This is a genomic window from Nocardioides sp. T2.26MG-1 (assembly GCF_950101795.1).
Classification (GTDB): domain Bacteria; phylum Actinomycetota; class Actinomycetes; order Propionibacteriales; family Nocardioidaceae; genus Nocardioides.
Map to the genome: position 1 here is coordinate 65,909 of NZ_CATNLZ010000006.1, position 17,019 is coordinate 82,927.

Genomic DNA, 17,019 nt, shown 5'->3' on the forward strand with positions numbered 1-17,019 from the left:
GACACATGAGGTGGGTGGCGGCACTCGCGGCGGCCGCGCTGCTCGGCGCCTGCACGTCGGACCCGGCGCCGCGGCCCGACCCGCCGCTGCCGTCGGCCTCGAACCCGCCTCCTGCGGAGACGTCCGCCCCAGCCGCGCCGGCCACGCGTCCCCTCGTGCTCGCGGTCAACGCCCGCCGACCCCCGATCCAGGTGCCCGCCGCCGTCGCTCGCTGGGTCACGGAGGGCAGGGTCGACGACTGGGAGCAGCTCGGCCAGCCGCCCGGGCCGCTGCGGGTCACCGACCGGACGACCCGCCTGCGCCACCTGCCGATGGACACGGTCGCGGTGGTGGTCGCCGACGCGATGGGTCCCGCGGTCCGGGCGATCGAGGTCGACGGCGTCGACCCCCTGCGCGACCCCGACGACTACCCGATCCAGGTCACCGGGCCCGCGCACCCGCCGGTGACGACGCTCACCGTCGTCGGCGACCTGATGCTCGGCCGTGGCGTGGCCGGGCGCCATCCCCTCCGGCCGATGGCCGGGCGACTGGCGGGCGCCGACATCACCGTCGGCAACCTCGAGAGCACGATGGCCCGGCTCGGGCCGCCGACCCAGGACCCCGTCACCGACTCGTTCTTCGCAGCCCCCGCGGTCCGTGCCGACCTCCGTGATGCCGGGTTCGACGTGCTGGGCCTGGCCAACAACCACCTCGGTGACTTCGGCGAGCGGTCACTGGTGCGCACCGTCGACCTGGTGCGGGCCGGCGGGTTCGCCGCCTTCGGTGCCGGGCGCGACCTGACCGCGGCCCGCGAGCCGGTGATCCTCGAGCGGCACGGCATCAGCTTCGCGTTCACCGGCTTCAACGCGATCGGGGAGACCCCCGAGGCCGCGCCCGGGCACCCGGGCGCGCTGTCGGTGAGCATGCCGCCGCGGACCGGGCCGCTCGACGAGGCGGAGCTCCAACGGGTGCTCCGCGACGTACGACGTCTGTCCCGCCGCGTCGACGTCGTGATCGTGATGCCGCACTGGGGCACGCAGTACGTCCACCGCCCCGAGCCGGTCCAGGAGGCCGTCGCGCGCCGGCTGGTCGCCGCCGGGGCGGACCTCGTCGTCGGTGGCCACCCCCACGTGGTGCAGGGCGCCGCCCAGGTCGGCGACGCGCTCGTCGTGCAGTCGCTGGGCAACTTCGTCTTCGACATGGACTTCCGCGCCGAGACGATGGAGGGGCTGATGCTGGAGGCGACGTTCTGGGGCGACCGGCTGGTGGCCGCCGACTTCGCGCCGTACCGGCTGGGCGCCGACTTCGCGCCGCGACCCGTCCCGCGCGCCGAGTCGGACAGCATCCTCGACCCGTTCTGGGAGTTCAGCGACCTCGCGGCAGTCCGGCAATCCAGGCGGTGAGCAGCCGGCCGACGCGTGCGAGCTGGGCGCGGTCGACGACGTCGGGGCGGTCGTCCGCGGAGTGGTAGGCGGCGTACGACGTGCCGCCGACCCGGGCCGCCGGCAGCCCGGCGTCGGCGAACGACTCGTGGTCGCTGCCGGTGTTGGTGCCCACGGTCGTCGGGACGCCGGTGCGCCGGCCCGCCCGCTCGAGCTGGTCGCGCACCTCGGTCGGTCCGCCGTCGACCGAGTAGAGCGGAACGGTCCGTCCGACCCCGACGCGGTCCAGTGACACCATCGCGACCAGGCTCCGCCGCTCCTGCGCGGACAGCTGCGCGACGTAGTGCTTCGAGCCGAAGTGGTGCAGGTCGCCCGGGCCGCGCGGCTCCTCGCCGCCGAAGAGCACCAGCACGACCGGCAGGTCGTTGTCACTGTCACTGTCGAGGGTCCGCGCGAGCTCCATGACGACCGCGACTCCCGAGGCGTTGTCCTCCGCCCCGGGCGCGACGGCGACGGTGTCGAGGTGGGCGCCGACGATGGCGTAGGGGCGATCCGGGTCGAAGTCCGGTGGGACGGCGACGACGTTGGACGACCGGCCGGCCCGTGCCGGCACGCCCCACGAGTCGCCGGCGGGGACGGCGAACGACTGGCGGGTCACGGCGTACCCGCTCGACACCAGGCGCGGCCACAGCAGTGCGACCGCCGCGCCGTACGCCGGGCGCGTCGCGAGCCGGGGCCCGATGCCCGTCGCGAGGTCGCGGACCGTCGCGAGCGCGCGGTCGGCGTCGAAGCGCGGCGCGGCCACCGGAGGGCCGGTCGAGGTGGCCGGATCGGTGGGAGCGGTGCTCGTGGGAGGCGTGGTGACCGGCGGGCTGCGCGGGTCGACCGGATCGGCGGTGCACGCGGCCGCCGTCAGCACGACCGCGAGGGCGGCGAGGGCTCCACGCATGGGACGACCGTACTTGTCTGATACCCCTAGGGGGTATATGTTCCTCCGCATGGACGCCACCTGGAGGACCGCGATCACCGCTACTCGCCACTGCCTGACCGGCTGTGCGATCGGCGAGGTGCTCGGCATGGCACTCGCCACCTGGTGGGGCTGGGGCAACGTCTCGAGCATCGTGCTCGCGGTCGTGCTGGCCTTCTTCTTCGGCTACCTGCTGACGTTCACCGGCGTCCGCCGCGCCGGGCTCGACGTCCGCACCGCCGTGCGCACCGCCCTTGCCGCCGACACCGTCTCGATCCTCGTGATGGAGCTCGTGGACAACGGCTTCATGCTCGCCGTGCCCGGGGCGCTGGACGCCGGCCTGGTCGACGCGCTGTTCTGGGCCTCGTTGGCCGCGAGCCTCGCGGTCGCCTTCGTGCTCACGGTGCCGGTCAACCACTGGATGATCGGACGTGGCCGGGGTCACGCCGTCGTCCACCAAATGCACGAAGGTCACCACCACCACTGAGCCTGGTCCTACGCTGCACCCATGCGTCTGCGTGGTTCCCTGGCGGTTGCCGCCCTGCCCCTGCTCCTCGCCTCCGTCGCCTGTGCGCCCGAGTCGGATGGCGACACGACGGCCACCGATCCGGCCGCCTCCGACACCTCGGCCGGGTCGAGTGCTCCGGCCGATGCGTGCGCCAAGGAGAGCCTCCCGCTGGTCGCCAGTGACGGGATGCTGACCATCGGCACCGACTCCCCGGCGTACGAGCCGTGGTTCGTCGACAACGACCCCAAGAACGGCAAGGGCTTCGAGTCGGCCGTCGCCTACGCCGTCGCCGAGCAGATGGGCTTCTCCGCCGACGAGGTGATGTGGGTCAAGGTGCCGTTCAACAACTCCTACGCGCCGGGCCCGAAGAAGTTCGACTTCGACATCAACCAGATCTCGATCACGCCGAAGCGTCAGGAGGTCGTGGACTTCTCGGACGGCTACTACTCGGCCGCCCAGGCGGTGATCGTCCTGAAGAAGGACGGCGCGACGCCCACGTCGCTTGCGGACCTCGAGGGCCTCAAGCTCGGCGCCCAGACCGGCACCACCAGCCTGTCCGCGATCCGTGATCAGATCCAGCCCGACAGCGACCCGTTGGTGTTCCAGAACACCAACGCCGCCAAGCAGGCGCTCCTCAACGGACAGGTCGACGCGATCGTCGCGGACCTGCCGACCGCGTTCTACATCACCGCGGTGGAGATCCCCGGCAGCACGCTCGCCGGCCAGTTCCAGGCGACCGGGGAGCAGGAGGAGTTCGGGATGCTCTTCGAGAAGGGCAACCCGCTGGTCACCTGTGTCAACGAGGCGCTCGCGGCGCTCGAGAGCGACGGCACCCTCGCCGGGATCGAGCAGCAGTGGCTGTCCGACACGGTCGGCGTGCCCGTGCTCGAGTGAGCGCGGTCGGCTGGACCCCGAGCGAGCGGGAGCAGGAGCGCGTCCGCGTTCGTCGCTCGATCCGGCGGCGCAGTGTGCTGTTGGCGAGCACCGCGACCGTGGTCGTCCTCGGCCTCCTGGTCGTAGGTCTCGTCGCGTCGCCCGGCTGGGACCGTTTCCGCGAGACGTTCCTGTCCTGGCCTGACGCGAAGGAGTCCTTTCCCGACATCGCGCGTGGCTTCTGGCTCAACGTCAAGATGTTCCTGGTCGCCGAGCCCCTGATCCTCCTGCTCGGCGGCGCGGTCGCGATCGTGCGCAGCACGGTCTCCCCGTTGCTGACGCCGCTCCGGCTGCTCGCGGTGCTCTACACGGACTTCTTCCGGGGAGTCCCGACGATCCTCGTGGTGTTCCTCTTCGCCTTCGGCATCCCTGCCCTCCAGTTGCAGGGTGTCCCCACTGACCTGGCGGTGCTCGGCACTGCGGCGCTCGTGCTGTCCTACGGGGCCTACGTCGCCGAGGTGATCCGTGCTGGCATCGAGTCGGTGCACCCGTCCCAGGTCGCGAGTGCCGAGGCGCTGGGCCTCAGTCGCGGACAGGCGATGCGCTTCGTGGTGCTGCCGCAGGGCGTGCGCCGCGTCGTACCGCCTCTGATGAACGACTTCGTCTCCCTGCAGAAGGACACCGCTCTCGTGGGCGCAGTCGGCGTGTTCGAGTCGCTGTTCGCCGCCCAGGACTACGGGAACTTCAACTTCAACTACACGCCGTACCTCGTCACGGCGGCGTTCTTCGTGGCGTTGACGATCCCGCTCGCGCGGTTCACCGACTGGATGGGCCGGCGGATGATGGAGAAGGAGCGGGGGTCGCGATGAGCGCGCTGCTCGAGGTATCCGGCGTGCGGAAGTGCTACGGCGAGAAGGTCGTCCTCGACGACGTCTCCCTGACGGTGGAGCCGCACGACGTGATCTGCCTGATCGGCTCGTCCGGCTCGGGCAAGTCCACGCTGCTGCGCTGCCTCAACCTGCTCGAGGACATCGACGACGGCGTGATCCGCTTCGAGGGCGAGGAGATCTCCGACCCGCGCATCGACGCCCGCGACGTGCGCAAGCGGATCGGGATGGTGTTCCAGGCCTACAACCTGTTCCCCCACCTGACGGTGCTGGAGAACTGCACGCTCGCGCCGCGCCAGGTGCACGGCGTACGCCGCGCCGACGCGGAGGCACGTGCGCAGGAGCTGCTCGCGCGCTTCGGTCTGGCCGACCAGGCCGCGAAGCACCCCGACAAGCTCTCCGGCGGCCAGCAGCAGCGGGCCGCGCTGGTGCGCGCACTGTGCACGCACCCGACGCTGCTGCTGCTCGACGAGATCACCGCCGCGCTCGACCCCGAGCTGGTGGGCGAGGTGCTCGAGATCGTCCGCGCCGAGGCGGAGGCCGGCATGACCATGGTGCTCGCCACCCACGAGATGGCGTTCGCCCGTGAGGTCGCCACGAAGGTCTGCTTCCTCGACCAGGGCCGGATCCTCGAGCAGGGCCTGCCCTCGGAGATCTTCAGCAACCCGCGCGAGGAGCGGACCCGGCAGTTCCTCCGCCGGGTGCTCTGACGGGTCTGCCGTCGAGGCACCCAGAATGGTTGCCCTGGGGCAGGATCCGCAGCCATTTCTGGTGTCTCGACGGTGGACGGGAGGCCCCGGACCGACCTTCGGGCCCTCGACGCTGACACCAGATCTGTCACAATCGCCCGCATGAGCATCGAGCTGGGCCAGGGCACCGGACCCCTCAAGGGCGTCAAGGTCGTCGAGATCGCGGGCATCGGGCCGAGCCCGCACGCGTGCATGACGCTCGCCGACCTGGGCGCCGACGTGATCCGGGTCGAGCGCCCGGGCGGGCAGCTGCTGGCCGGGGGTGGTCCGCACATGCTGCTCAACCGCGGCCGGCCGAGCGTCGCGCTCGACCTCAAGCACCCCGACGCGATCCGCACGGTCCTCGAGCTGGTGGAGCGGGCCGACGTGCTCGTCGAGGGGATGCGTCCGGGGGTGGCCGAGCGGCTCGGCATCGGGCCCGAGGTCTGCCACGCGCGCAACCCGCGGCTGGTCTACGGCCGGATGACCGGCTGGGGCCAGGACGGGCCGTTCGCCCAGGTGGCCGGCCACGACATGAACTACATCGCGATCACCGGCGCGCTGCACGGGCTCGGCCAGGACAGGTCCCGGCCGCACTTCCCGGCCAACCTGCTCGGCGACTTCGGCGGCGGCTCGACGTACCTCGTCATCGGCATCCTCGCGGCGCTGCTCGAGGCCAAGACCTCCGGGAGGGGACAGGTCGTCGACGCGGCGATCGTCGACGGCACCGCCCACCTCAACACGATGACCGCGGCCTTCCTGGCCGCCGGCACGTTCAAGGAGGAGCGGGTCGCGAACCTGCTCGACGGCGGCGTCCCGTACTACGACATCTACGAGACCGCCGACGGCAGGCACATGTCGGTGGGCGCACTCGAGCCGCAGTTCTACGACGAGTTCGTCCGGCTGCTCGGCATCGCCGACACCGCCCCCGACCGCTACGACGCCGACCAGGCCGACGCGCTGCGCACGCTGATCGCCGACACCTTCCGGACCCGCACCCAGGCCGAGTGGGTCGCGGTCTTCGAGGGCACCGACGCCTGCGTCGCCGGGATCGTCCCGTTCAGTGAGGCGGCCCAGCACCCGCACATCAAGGCGCGGGGCGTGCTCGTCGAGCGCGACGGCTACGTCCAGCCCGCGCCGGCGCCGCGCTTCTCCCGCACGCGGGCCAGTCTCGGCCGCACCGCCGAGGACGCCGGCCAGAGCACCCGTGAGGCGCTCACCGCCTGGGGGATCGCCGGGGTCGAGGCCCTGATCGAGGGTGGCGCCGCGGTCCAGGCCTGAGCCAGGCATGATGCGCGCATGAAGCCGTTCCTCTTCCTGGGCACCCGCGCGGAGGACGACGTCGCCGAGAGCGAGTACGCCGCCGTGCTGCACTGCACCGGTCTCGAGGAGCGCGACGTGCGCCGGGTCCGCGTGGAGCGCGGCGACCTGGGCGAGGTCGACCTCGACGCCCTCTCCGGCATCGTGCTGGGCGGCGGGCCGTTCAACTCCAGCGACCCCGAGGACGCCAAGTCGCCGGTGCAGAAGCGCGCCGAGGCCGAGCTCCGATCCCTCGCCGGGCGGGTCCTCGACGCGGACTTCCCGTTCTTCGGCGCCTGCTACGGCGTAGGCGTGCTCGGCGGGCTGCGCGGCGGCGTGGTCGACCGCACCTACGGTGAGGCGATCGGCTGTGTGCCGATCACATTGACCGAGGACGGCGCCCGGGACCCGCTGTTCGGCGAGATGCCGGCCACCTTCGACGCGCTGCTCGGCCACAAGGAGGCCGTGCGGAGCCTTCCCGATCGCGCGGTGCTGCTGGCCTCCTCGGCCACCTGCCCCGTGCAGGCGTTCCGGATCGGCCGCAACGCGTACGCCACCCAGTTCCACCCCGAGCTGGACGGGCCCGGCCTCGCGCTGAGGATCGAGACCTACCGCGACCACGGCTACTTCGAGCCGCACGAGCTCGACGGCCTCCTCGCCATGGCCCGCGGCAGCGACGTCGAGCACCCGCCCCGGCTGCTGGCGAGGTTCGTCGAGCTCTACGCCCGCTGAGGATATGTTGACGGATATTCAGTAAGGTCTGCGCATGAGCGAGCACGTGGACGTCCTGATCGTCGGCGCCGGGCTCTCCGGCATCGGCGCGGCCTGCCGGCTGCGCACCGAGCACCCGGGCCGCAGCGTGGCCGTGCTCGAGGCCCGCGAGGCGAGCGGCGGCACCTGGGACCTGTTCCGCTACCCCGGCATCCGGTCGGACTCCGACATGTTCACGTTCGGGTTCAAGTGGCGGCCCTGGCCGGGCGACACCGCGCTCGCCGAGGGGCCCGCGATCCTCGACTACCTGCGCACGGTCGCCCGTGAGTACGCCGTCGACGAGCTGATCCGCTACCGCCACCGGGTGGTGGGCGCGAGCTGGGACTCCGCGACCGATCTCTGGACGGTCGAGGTCGACCGCGACGGCGAGCGGGTCACGCTGACGACCGGCCTGCTGTGGGCGTGCGGCGGCTACTACGACTACGACCGGGGCTTCTCGCCGGAGTTCCCCGGCCAGGAGGACTTCCGCGGCACGATCGTGCACCCGCAGCACTGGCCCGAGGACCTCGACTACGCGGGCAGGAAGGTCGTGGTGATCGGCTCCGGCGCGACCGCGGTCACGCTGGTCCCGGCGATGGCCAACGCGGGCGCCGGCCACGTCACGATGCTCCAGCGCTCGCCGACGTACGTCGTCTCGCTGCCCGGCCGGGACCCGCTCGCCACGCGCCTCAAGCGGCTGCCCACCCGCGTCAGCTACCCGATCGTGCGGTGGAAGGCGATCCTGCTCGCGGTCGCGACGTACCAGCTCGCCCAGCGCCGCCCGCAGCTCGTCAAGGGCGCGATCCGCAAGATGACCGCCAAGCAGCTGCCGCCCGGGGTGGACGTCGACGTGCACTTCAAGCCCGCCTACAACCCCTGGGACCAGCGGCTGTGCTTCGTCCCGGACGGCGACCTGTTCAAGGCGATGCGGGCCGGCCACGCCTCCGTGGTCACCGACCATGTCGACCGGTTCACCGAGACCGGCATCCGGCTGCGCTCGGGCGAGGAGCTCGAGGCCGACGTGATCGTCACCGCCACCGGCCTCACGCTCAAGGCGATGGGCGGCGTCGAGCTCGTCGTCGACGGGACGAAGGTGTTGATGCCCGAGACCATGACCTACAAGGCGCTGATGCTCAGCGACGTGCCCAACTTCGTGTTCACGATCGGCTACACCAACGCGTCGTGGACGCTGAAGGCCGACCTGGTCGCCGACTTCGTGTGCCGGCTGCTGACCTTCATGGACGAGCACGGCGTACGCCGGGCGGTGGCGCCCCGCGACCCGTCGGTCGGTGAGCAGCGGCTGATCGACTTCAGCTCCGGCTACATCCTCCGGGCCCTCGACGAGCTGCCCCGCCAGGGTGACCGGGAGCCGTGGAAGCTGCGGCAGAACTACCTCAAGGACGTGCGCTCGATCAACCGCGACCGCATCGACGACGGCGTCCTGACGTTTCGCTGAGCCCCAGAACGGTCACCGACCTCCTATCCACCAAGGAGGAGGCAGACATGGGTATCGGTGACAAGGCCAAGCACAAGCTCGAAGAGGCCGGCGGCCAGGTCAAGGAGTCGACCGGCAAGGCGACCGGCGACCGCGACCTCGAGGCCGAGGGCAAGGCCGACCAGTCCGAGGGCAAGCTCAAGAACGCCGGCGAGCACGTCAAGGACGCCGCCAAGGACGCCAAGGACGGCCTGACCAAGTAGGTCTCCCGCGCACGATGCGGGTCTGACGGGCTGCTTCCCCTATGCTGGGGGAGCAGCCCGTTCCGTCTTGCCTCGGGCTATGCGCGGCCACTTCTGCGCTGCGCCACTCCTTCTCGGGAATCCACCTGGCGAGACACGCCAACAGTGAGTAGTTCTCCCTTGTCTTCTGCAGTCTCCGCTGCGGGCTTCGCCGATCTCGGCGTCCCCGCGAGCCTTGCCGCCGTCCTCTCGGACCTCGGCATCACCCAGCCCACCCCCATCCAGGCCGCCACGCTCCCCGACTCGCTCGCGGGCCGCGACGTCCTGGGCCGCGGCCGCACCGGCTCCGGCAAGACCTACGCCTTCCTCCTCCCGCTCGTCGCGCGCCTCACCGCGTCCGGCCGGCCGGCCCAGACCCGCAAGCCGCGGGCGCTGATCCTGGCCCCGACGCGCGAGCTCGTGAACCAGATCGAGGAGGCGCTCAAGCCGCTGGCCCGCACCTCGGGCCTCACCAGCCAGACCGTCTTCGGCGGTGTCGGCCAGGGCCCGCAGGTCAACGGCCTGCGCAAGGGCGTCGACATCGTGCTCGCCTGCCCCGGCCGGCTCGAGGACCTCATGGGCCAGGGTCACTGCGACCTCGGCCAGGTCGAGATCACGATCCTCGACGAGGCCGACCACATGGCCGACCTGGGCTTCCTGCCCGTCGTGCGCCGGATCATGGACCGCACGCCCAGCGACGGCCAGCGCCTGCTGTTCTCGGCCACGCTCGACAAGGCGATCGACGTCCTGGTCAAGCGCTTCCTGCACAGCCCGGTGACCCACCAGGCCGACTCGGCGCAGTCGCCGATCTCGACCATGGACCACCACGTGCTGCACGTCGGGCGCGACCAGCGTGTCCCGGTGCTGGTCGACCTGACCAGCGCGCCGGGCCGCACGGTGGTCTTCACCCGCACCAAGTACGGCGCCAAGAGCCTGGCCAAGCAGCTCAACAAGTCGGGCGTGCCCGCGGTCGAGCTGCACGGCAACCTCAGCCAGGGCGCGCGGACCCGCAACATGGACGCCTTCCACTCGGGCAAGGCGAGCACGCTGGTCGCGACCGACATCGCCGCCCGCGGCATCCACGTCGACGACGTCGCCCTTGTGGTGCACGCCGACCCGCCGGTCGAGCACAAGGCCTACCTGCACCGCTCGGGACGGACGGCGCGCGCCGGTGCCCGGGGCACGGTCATCACGTTGATGACCGACGAGCAGGTGCGCGACGTGCGCGACCTGACCCGGGCGGCCGGCATCAAGCCGACCACGACCCGGATCAACGGCGCGGCCCACCCGCTGCTGGCCGAGCTGGCCCCGGGCGACCGGGTGCTGGTGCCCGGCGGCCTGGTCGTCGAGACCCCGGCGCCCTCCGGCGGCCGCGGCCCGCGTTCCGAGGGGTCGGGTCGCTCCGGCGGTGGCCGCAACCGGTCCCGCGGCAGCCGCTCCGGCGGCTCGGGTGCGAAGGCCAAGTCCGGCGGCACCGGTGGTTCCGGCTCCGGTGGCGGCAATCGCTCGCGGCGCCGCTCCGGCGGTGCCCCGGCGGCGGCGGCCGGCTCGTCGCGGCACAGTGCCGCGTCGTTCAGCTCCGGACGGCGTTCTTGATCACAGGCTCATGAGGGTGTGGGTGTCCCCCGATCGGGGGACACCACTCCCGAAGGGGTGAGGCACTCGTGATGACCTGGCTGCGCCGGGCGCTGTGGGACGTGGTCCCGCGCGACCACCGGTCCACCCCCGCCGAGCTGCGGCACCGCCAGCTCGTGACGGCGGGCTTCGTCGTGCTCGGCGGCATCGTGCTGGGCCTGTCGCTGCGCATCGAGCCCGGCAGCGCGTGGTTCTACCCCGCGACCCTGGCTCTGGCCGCGGTGTGGGCCGTGGGCGCATTCGCCTCCGGCCCGCTCCACCTCGGCCGGACCCTGACCGGCACCGGGACCCCCGGCCGCCGGCCGGTGGTCACACCGATCCTGCTCGGCCTCGCCCTGGCGGGCGTGTTCGTGGTCGGCGCCCTGGTCGTGCGCCAGGTGCCGTTCCTCGAGGACCAGGTGCGCTCGGTGGTCGAGCACGCCGACCAGGGGTCGTGGCCGCTGCTCGTGCTCGTCACGGTCGTCAACGGCATCGCGGAGGAGCTGTTCTTCCGTGGTGCGGCGTACGCCGCGATCCCGCGCCACCCGGTCGTGCTCACCACGCTGGCCTACGCCGTGGCCACGCTGGCGACCGGCAACGTGATGCTGGCCTTCGCGGCGCTGCTGCTCGGCGCGCTCGACGGCCTGCAGCGCCGCGCGTCCGGCGGCATCCTCGCGCCGATCCTCACCCACTGCGCCTGGTCGCTGACGATGCTCTTCGCGCTCCCTGCTCTCTTCTAGTGTTGACCCGCCCGAAAGTTTCGGGCGGGTCAACGTCTAGCTCTCGGCGATCGCCCGGCGCACGGCCTCGCGGTAGCTGATCGGCTCACCCGGGACGAGGTCGCGGATCGCGTGGTCGGTGACGATGACCTCGGTGCCCATCGAGTCGATGAGGTTGCGGCCGGTGGTGGCGTCGACGTTGGTGACGAACGAGATCCAGTACGACGACAGCTTGGGCGTCAGCACCGGGACCGTCACGATCGGCACCCGGCGGCCCTGGATCACCTCGGCCGCCTGCTGCAGCATCTCGACGTAGCTGAGCTGGTCGGGCCCGCCGATCTCGTAGGCCTGGCCGAACGCCTTCTCGACGCCCACCACGCCGGCGAGGTAGCGCACCACGTCGTCGAGCGCGACCGGCTGGGTGCGGGTCGCGGCCCACTTCGGGACCACCATCGCGGGCAGGTTCTTCACGAGCTGCCGGGTCATCTCCCAGGAGATGCCGCCGGCGCCGACCACGATCGCGGCGCGCAGCACGGTGACGGGCACGCCCGACCCGGCGAGCAGCTCCTCGACCTCGCGGCGCGAGCGCAGGTGCGGCGAGAGGTCGGCGTCGTCCTTGCCGAGACCGCCGAGGTAGACGATCTGCCGGGTCCCGCTCGCGGCCGCGGCCAGCCCGAACGACCGGGCCGCCTCGGCGTCCTTGCTCTCGAAGTCGTCGTCGTCGAGCGAGTGCACGAGGTAGATCGCGACGTCGACGCCGTCCAGCGGTGCCGCCAGCGTGCCCGGGTCGCTGACGTCGCCGCCGACCGGCTCACCGGGACCGTCGTACGTCTCCGGGTGCCGTGTCATCGCGCGCACCGTGTGGCCCGCCTCGATCAGCGTGGGCACCAGCCGGCTGCCGACGAAGCCCGTGGCGCCGGTGACGAGCACGGTGAGCGGTTCGGTCGGCTGTGGTGCCGGGGCGTCGGTCATGGGAACACTGTGGCCCCCAGGGGCCGATTTCAATCCTTCGCGGCGCGCTTGGCCGTACGCCGGCTCCGCGCGGCGATCTCCTCGCGCCGGGTCTCGTCCATCGCGGCCTCGTAGGCCGCGACCAGGCTGGCGATCGACAGCGGCTTGATCCGCTCGACCACCTCGCGCAGCTTCTGCGGAGGCGCGCCGGACTCCTTGTAGACCGGCCAGACCATGGTCCGGAACAGCTCGTTGAGCTCCTTGGCGATCTGGCGGCCGTGGTCGGCGTACACCTCGCCCGCCGCGATCGCCGCCTCCAGCGGGAAGCCGAGGTCGAGGAGCCCCAGCCCGACCGAGAGCTGGGAGACCGCCACCTCGTAGCGGCCGCGCTTGGTGCGGAACACGATCCCGAGCGCGGAGAGCGTCGCCAGGTCGTCCTCGCTGAGCGACCGGCCGGTGCGCTTCTCGAGCTCCGCGCGCGACATCTCGACGGGCACGTCGGCCTGCCAGGGCGCCAGCATCGTGCGGTGCAGCGCGATGTCCTCGGGGGTCGCGTCGGCGGGGATCCCGGCGAGGTACTTCTCGATCGCCGAGAGCGTGAACCCGTGGGCCTGCAGCTCCTGGACGAGCTCGAGGCGGGACACGTGGTCGGGGCTGTAGTAGCCCGACCGGCCGCGCCGGATCGGGGGCGGCACCAGGCCCTTGGTCGTGTAGAAGCGGATGTTGCGCACGCTCATGCCGACCCGGCTCGTCAGCTCGTCGAGGGTCAGCAGCTCTCGCACCGAGTCGACCTTGGACTCTGGTGCCGATCCACTGTCGTTCATGACCCTCCTCACAGATCGTGACCCAGTCCGTCCCTTGACGGTGACAGTAATAGTGTCACAATCGGTCCATGGCTGAGGCATTCGTGTACGACCACATCCGCACCCCGCGTGGCAAGGGCAAGAAGGTCGGGTCCCTCCACGAGGTGAAGCCCGTCGACCTGATCGTCGGGCTCCTGGACGAGATCAAGGAGCGTAACCCCTCGCTCGACCCCGAACGCGTCGACGACGTGGTCCTCGGTGTCGTGTCGCCGATCGGCGAGCAGGGCGGTGACATCGCGAAGACCGCGGCCCTCAAGGCCGGCTACCCCGAGACCGTCGCCGGCGTGCAGCTCAACCGTTTCTGCGCCTCCGGGCTCGAGGCGGTCAACCAGGCGGCGTCCCGCGTCCGCGGCGGCTTCGAGGACCTGATCCTCGCCGGCGGCGTCGAGTCGATGAGCCGGGTGCCGATGGGCTCCGACGGCGGCGCCTGGGCCTCCGACCCGGCGACCGCGCTCACGACCGGCTTCGTGCCGCAGGGCATCGGTGCCGACCTCATCGCCACGATCGAGGGCTGGACCCGCGACGACGTCGACGCCTATGCCGCCGAGTCGCACCACCGCGCCGCCAAGGCCTGGGCCAACGGCTACTTCAACGGCGCGATCGTGCCGGTCCGCGACCAGAACGGACTGGTCGTGCTCGACCACGACGAGACGATCCGGCCGGACACCACCGCCGAGGGCCTGGCCGGCCTCAAGCCGAGCTTCGCCGACATCGGGGCCCAGGCGGGCTTCGACGACGTCGCGCTGGAGAAGTACCACTGGGTCGAGCGGATCGACCACGTCCACCACGCCGGCAACTCCTCCGGCATCGTCGACGGCGCCTCGCTGGTCGCGATCGGCACCGAGGAGATCGGCGCCCAGCTCGGCCTCACCCCGCGAGCCCGCATCGTCTCGACCGCCGTGTCCGGCGCCGACCCGACGATCATGCTCACCGGACCCGCCCCGGCCGCCCGCAAGGCGCTCGCCCGCGCCGGCCTCGAGGTCGGCGATATCGACCTGTTCGAGATCAACGAGGCGTTCGCCGCGGTCGCCATGCGCTTCATGCGCGACCTGGGCATCAGCCACGACATCACCAACGTCAACGGCGGCGCGATCGCCATGGGCCACCCGCTCGGCGCCACCGGCGCGATGATCCTCGGCACGCTCGTCGACGAGCTCCAGCGCCGCGACCTGCGCCGCGGCCTCGCCACGCTCTGCGTCGGCGGCGGCATGGGGATCGCGACCATCGTGGAGGTGGTGTGAGCGCTCCGCGCTCCCACCACCTCCACGGGGGTGCGACCCGTCGGTGGTCGAGTAGCCCCCGCGACTGAGGAACGAAGTCGCGGACCAGGGCGTATCGAGACCCAGTCGGTCTCCCGAGACATCACAACTCCACAGGTGGTTTCGAGACAGGCGCTAGCGCGCCTTCCTCAACCACCGTGTTCAGAACAGGATCTCCATGAGCACCAGCACCGAGCAGCAGACCGCCGTCCGCTACGACAAGGACGCCGACGGCATCGTCACCCTCACCCTCGACGACCCGACGTCGAGTGCCAACACCATGAACGAGCTCTACCTCGAGTCGATGGCCGCCGCCGTGCAGCGGCTGTACGACGAGGTCGACGCCCCCGACAACCCGGTCACCGGTGTCGTGGTCGCCAGCGCGAAGAAGACCTTCTTCGCCGGCGGCAACCTCAAGAACATGGTCCAGGCGACCAAGGACGACGCGGGCTCCGTGTTCGCGATGGGCGAGGCCGTCAAAGCCGGCCTGCGCCGGCTCGAGCAGTTCCCGCGGCCGGTCGTCGCGGCGGTCAACGGCGCGGCCCTCGGCGGCGGCTTCGAGATCTGCCTGGCCTGCAACCACCGCGTCGTGGTCGACGACGACAGCGTCAAGCTCGGCCTGCCCGAGTCGACCCTGGGCCTGCTGCCCGGCGGTGGCGGCGTGACCCGCGTCGTACGCCTGCTCGGTCTGCAGTCCGGCCTGATGGACGTGCTGCTGCCCGGCACCCAGTTCAAGCCGTCGGCCGCCAAGGACAAGGGCCTGGTCGACGAGCTGGTCGCCACCCGCGAGGAGCTGGTGCCGGCCGCGAAGGCGTGGATCAAGGCCAACCCCGACGAGACCCAGAACCCCTGGGACAGGCCCGGCTACAAGATGCCCGGCGGCTCGCCGACGACGCCGTCGCTGGCGGCGTTCCTGCCGGCGTTCCCGGCGCTGCTGCGCAAGCAGACCAGGGGCGCCGTCTACCCGGCCCCGCGGGCGATCCTGTCGGCCGCGGTCGAGGGCGCGCTGGTCGACTTCGACACCGCGTCGCGCATCGAGTCGCGCTACCTGACGAGCCTGATCGTCAACCAGGGCTCGAAGAACATGATCCAGGCGTTCTTCTTCGACCTGCAGGCGATCAACTCCGGCTCGCTGCGCCCGCAGGGCATCCCGCCCTACCGCGCGGTCAAGGTCGGCGTGCTCGGCGCCGGCATGATGGGCGCCGGCATCGCCTACTCCTGCGCCCGCTCCGGCATGGAGGTCGTGCTCAAGGACGTCGCGCTGGAGAGCGCCGAGAAGGGCAAGGCCTACTCGGAGAAGCTGCTCGACAAGGCGATCGCCAAGGGCCGCAGCACCGAGGAGAAGAAGGCGGAGCTGCTCGGCCGGATCAAGGCCACCGCCGACGCCGCCGACCTGGCCGGCTGCGACCTGGTGATCGAGGCGGTCTTCGAGGACCCCTCCCTCAAGCAGAAGGTCTTCGCCGAGATCGCGCCGTACGTCAACGACGACGCGCTGCTGTGCTCCAACACCTCGACGCTGCCGATCACCGAGCTGGCGACCGGCGTCGACCGGCCGGCCGACTTCATCGGCCTGCACTTCTTCAGCCCCGTCGACAAGATGCCGCTGGTCGAGATCATCAAGGGTGCGGAGACCTCGGACGTCGCGCTGGCCAAGGCGTACGACGTGGTCCAGCAGATCCGCAAGACCCCGATCGTGGTCAACGACAGCCGCGGCTTCTACACCTCGCGGGTGATCGGCACCCAGGTGATGGAGGGCCTCGCGATGGTCGCCGAGGGCATCCACCCGGTGTCGATCGACCGAGCGGGCACCCAGGCCGGCTACCCGGTCGGCCCGCTGCAGCTCACCGACGAGCTCAACATGGAGCTGATGGCCAAGATCCAGAAGGCCAACGCGGACGCCGCCGAGCGCGAGGGCCGCACCTGGGAGCCGTCGGCCGGCGAGCAGGTCGTCGCGAAGATGATCGAGATCGGCCGCCCGTCGCGGCTCAAGGGCGCCGGCTTCTACGAGTACGACGAGTCCGGTCGGCGCCAGGGCGTCTGGGCCGGCCTCGCCGAGGCGTTCCCCCGCACCGACGCGGAGGTCCCGCTGCAGGACATGAAGGACCGGATGCTGTTCATCGAGGCGCTCGAGACCGCGAAGTGCTTCGAGGAGGGTGTGATCGAGTCCGCGGCGGCGGCGAACATCGGCTCGATCATGGGCATCGGCTTCCCGCCGATGACCGGCGGCGCGGCCCAGTTCATGCAGGGCTACGAGGGCGCTGACGGATCGATCGGGCTGGCCGCGTTCGTGACCCGCGCCGACGAGCTGGCCGAGACGTACGGCGAGCGGTTCCGGCCCTCGGCGTACCTGCGCGAGCTGGCCGCCTCGGGGGGCTCGTTCCCGGCCTGAGGCGGCGTGTCTGCGGGGTTCGGCTGCTGGCAGCCGGAACCCGCACGCCACGCCGGGCAGCCGCGGCGTGTCGTGCGGGGTCCGGCCGCCAGGTGGTGCGGCTGTGGCGGATGTGGCAACCCCGTGCCGGCCGGG

The 17,019-nt window shown here is 71.6% G+C and carries 16 protein-coding genes; 13 read left to right on the forward strand and 3 right to left on the reverse strand.

What is annotated here, in order from left to right; genetic code table 11:
* The first annotated feature begins 5 nt into the window (after positions 1-5).
* Positions 6-1,382 carry a CapA family protein gene (locus QQZ14_RS07685; RefSeq protein WP_284533655.1) on the forward strand — a complete coding sequence of 459 codons (1,377 nt, stop codon included), beginning with the start codon at positions 6-8 and terminating at the stop codon, positions 1,380-1,382.
* Here QQZ14_RS07685 and QQZ14_RS07690 read toward each other — a convergent pair.
* Positions 1,345-2,310, reverse strand: coding sequence for a M28 family metallopeptidase (locus tag QQZ14_RS07690; protein ID WP_284533656.1), 966 nt, complete (start codon positions 2,308-2,310; stop codon positions 1,345-1,347). The two genes, QQZ14_RS07685 and QQZ14_RS07690, sit on opposite strands and share 38 nt — an antisense overlap.
* A gap of 49 nt (positions 2,311-2,359) precedes the next feature.
* Here QQZ14_RS07690 and QQZ14_RS07695 point away from each other — a divergent pair, with 49 nt between their 5' ends.
* The 10 genes from QQZ14_RS07695 (at position 2,360) to QQZ14_RS07740 (ending at position 11,443) form a co-directional block, all read left to right on the forward strand.
* Positions 2,360-2,815 carry a DUF4396 domain-containing protein gene (locus tag QQZ14_RS07695; protein ID WP_284533657.1) on the forward strand — a complete coding sequence of 152 codons (456 nt, stop codon included), beginning with the start codon at positions 2,360-2,362 and terminating at the stop codon, positions 2,813-2,815.
* A gap of 21 nt (positions 2,816-2,836) precedes the next feature.
* On the forward strand, positions 2,837-3,730 hold the full coding sequence (locus QQZ14_RS07700) for an ABC transporter substrate-binding protein (RefSeq protein ID WP_284533658.1): 894 nt from the start codon (positions 2,837-2,839) through the stop codon (positions 3,728-3,730).
* Positions 3,727-4,578, forward strand: coding sequence for an amino acid ABC transporter permease (locus QQZ14_RS07705; RefSeq protein WP_284533660.1), 852 nt, complete (start codon positions 3,727-3,729; stop codon positions 4,576-4,578). Before QQZ14_RS07700 ends, QQZ14_RS07705 begins: the two co-directional genes overlap by 4 nt.
* Positions 4,575-5,306, forward strand: coding sequence for an amino acid ABC transporter ATP-binding protein (locus QQZ14_RS07710; RefSeq protein ID WP_284533661.1), 732 nt, complete (start codon positions 4,575-4,577; stop codon positions 5,304-5,306). The genes QQZ14_RS07705 and QQZ14_RS07710 overlap by 4 nt, the downstream gene beginning before the upstream one ends.
* Positions 5,307-5,447: 141 nt before the next feature.
* Positions 5,448-6,605, forward strand: a complete 1,158-nt coding sequence (locus QQZ14_RS07715; RefSeq protein WP_284533662.1) for a CaiB/BaiF CoA transferase family protein — start codon at positions 5,448-5,450, stop codon at positions 6,603-6,605.
* A gap of 18 nt (positions 6,606-6,623) precedes the next feature.
* Positions 6,624-7,355 (forward strand): glutamine amidotransferase, encoded by a 732-nt coding sequence (locus QQZ14_RS07720; RefSeq protein WP_284533663.1) that lies wholly within the window; start codon positions 6,624-6,626, stop codon positions 7,353-7,355.
* Between the two features lie 34 nt (positions 7,356-7,389).
* The gene (locus tag QQZ14_RS07725; protein WP_284533664.1) at positions 7,390-8,829 is read left to right on the forward strand and encodes a flavin-containing monooxygenase; all 1,440 of its coding nucleotides are present in this window, start codon (positions 7,390-7,392) and stop codon (positions 8,827-8,829) included.
* Positions 8,830-8,876: 47 nt separating this feature from the next.
* Positions 8,877-9,071: a CsbD family protein gene (locus QQZ14_RS07730; RefSeq protein ID WP_284533665.1), complete on the forward strand. Its 195-nt coding sequence runs from the start codon at positions 8,877-8,879 to the stop codon at positions 9,069-9,071.
* A 159-nt stretch (positions 9,072-9,230) separates the two neighbouring features.
* The gene (locus QQZ14_RS07735; protein WP_284533666.1) at positions 9,231-10,685 is read left to right on the forward strand and encodes a DEAD/DEAH box helicase; all 1,455 of its coding nucleotides are present in this window, start codon (positions 9,231-9,233) and stop codon (positions 10,683-10,685) included.
* Between the two features lie 71 nt (positions 10,686-10,756).
* The gene (locus QQZ14_RS07740) at positions 10,757-11,443 is read left to right on the forward strand and encodes a CPBP family glutamic-type intramembrane protease (RefSeq protein ID WP_284533667.1); all 687 of its coding nucleotides are present in this window, start codon (positions 10,757-10,759) and stop codon (positions 11,441-11,443) included.
* 36 nt (positions 11,444-11,479) lie between these two features.
* On the opposite strand, the gene QQZ14_RS07745 is transcribed toward QQZ14_RS07740, so the two are convergent.
* A complete protein-coding gene (locus tag QQZ14_RS07745; RefSeq protein ID WP_284533668.1) occupies positions 11,480-12,394 on the reverse strand; it encodes an NAD(P)H-binding protein in 915 nt (304 codons plus the stop codon).
* A 29-nt stretch (positions 12,395-12,423) separates the two neighbouring features.
* On the reverse strand, positions 12,424-13,197 hold the full coding sequence (locus QQZ14_RS07750; protein ID WP_284533669.1) for a MerR family transcriptional regulator: 774 nt from the start codon (positions 13,195-13,197) through the stop codon (positions 12,424-12,426).
* A 68-nt stretch (positions 13,198-13,265) separates the two neighbouring features.
* Here QQZ14_RS07750 and QQZ14_RS07755 point away from each other — a divergent pair, with 68 nt between their 5' ends.
* Positions 13,266-14,477 carry an acetyl-CoA C-acetyltransferase gene (locus tag QQZ14_RS07755; RefSeq protein WP_284533670.1) on the forward strand — a complete coding sequence of 404 codons (1,212 nt, stop codon included), beginning with the start codon at positions 13,266-13,268 and terminating at the stop codon, positions 14,475-14,477.
* A gap of 196 nt (positions 14,478-14,673) precedes the next feature.
* A complete protein-coding gene (locus QQZ14_RS07760) occupies positions 14,674-16,884 on the forward strand; it encodes a 3-hydroxyacyl-CoA dehydrogenase NAD-binding domain-containing protein (RefSeq protein WP_284533671.1) in 2,211 nt (736 codons plus the stop codon).
* Positions 16,885-17,019: the final 135 nt, after the last annotated feature.

Coding starts and splice junctions, on each gene's coding strand:
- QQZ14_RS07685 (WP_284533655.1), top strand. CDS start 6: ATGAGGTGGGTGGCGGCACTCGCGGCGGCCGCGCTGCTCGGCGCCTGC.
- QQZ14_RS07690 (WP_284533656.1), bottom strand. CDS start 2,310: ATGCGTGGAGCCCTCGCCGCCCTCGCGGTCGTGCTGACGGCGGCCGCG.
- QQZ14_RS07695 (WP_284533657.1), top strand. CDS start 2,360: ATGGACGCCACCTGGAGGACCGCGATCACCGCTACTCGCCACTGCCTG.
- QQZ14_RS07700 (WP_284533658.1), top strand. CDS start 2,837: ATGCGTCTGCGTGGTTCCCTGGCGGTTGCCGCCCTGCCCCTGCTCCTC.
- QQZ14_RS07710 (WP_284533661.1), top strand. CDS start 4,575: ATGAGCGCGCTGCTCGAGGTATCCGGCGTGCGGAAGTGCTACGGCGAG.
- QQZ14_RS07715 (WP_284533662.1), top strand. CDS start 5,448: ATGAGCATCGAGCTGGGCCAGGGCACCGGACCCCTCAAGGGCGTCAAG.
- QQZ14_RS07720 (WP_284533663.1), top strand. CDS start 6,624: ATGAAGCCGTTCCTCTTCCTGGGCACCCGCGCGGAGGACGACGTCGCC.
- QQZ14_RS07725 (WP_284533664.1), top strand. CDS start 7,390: ATGAGCGAGCACGTGGACGTCCTGATCGTCGGCGCCGGGCTCTCCGGC.
- QQZ14_RS07730 (WP_284533665.1), top strand. CDS start 8,877: ATGGGTATCGGTGACAAGGCCAAGCACAAGCTCGAAGAGGCCGGCGGC.
- QQZ14_RS07740 (WP_284533667.1), top strand. CDS start 10,757: ATGACCTGGCTGCGCCGGGCGCTGTGGGACGTGGTCCCGCGCGACCAC.
- QQZ14_RS07745 (WP_284533668.1), bottom strand. CDS start 12,394: ATGACCGACGCCCCGGCACCACAGCCGACCGAACCGCTCACCGTGCTC.
- QQZ14_RS07750 (WP_284533669.1), bottom strand. CDS start 13,197: ATGAACGACAGTGGATCGGCACCAGAGTCCAAGGTCGACTCGGTGCGA.
- QQZ14_RS07755 (WP_284533670.1), top strand. CDS start 13,266: ATGGCTGAGGCATTCGTGTACGACCACATCCGCACCCCGCGTGGCAAG.
- QQZ14_RS07760 (WP_284533671.1), top strand. CDS start 14,674: ATGAGCACCAGCACCGAGCAGCAGACCGCCGTCCGCTACGACAAGGAC.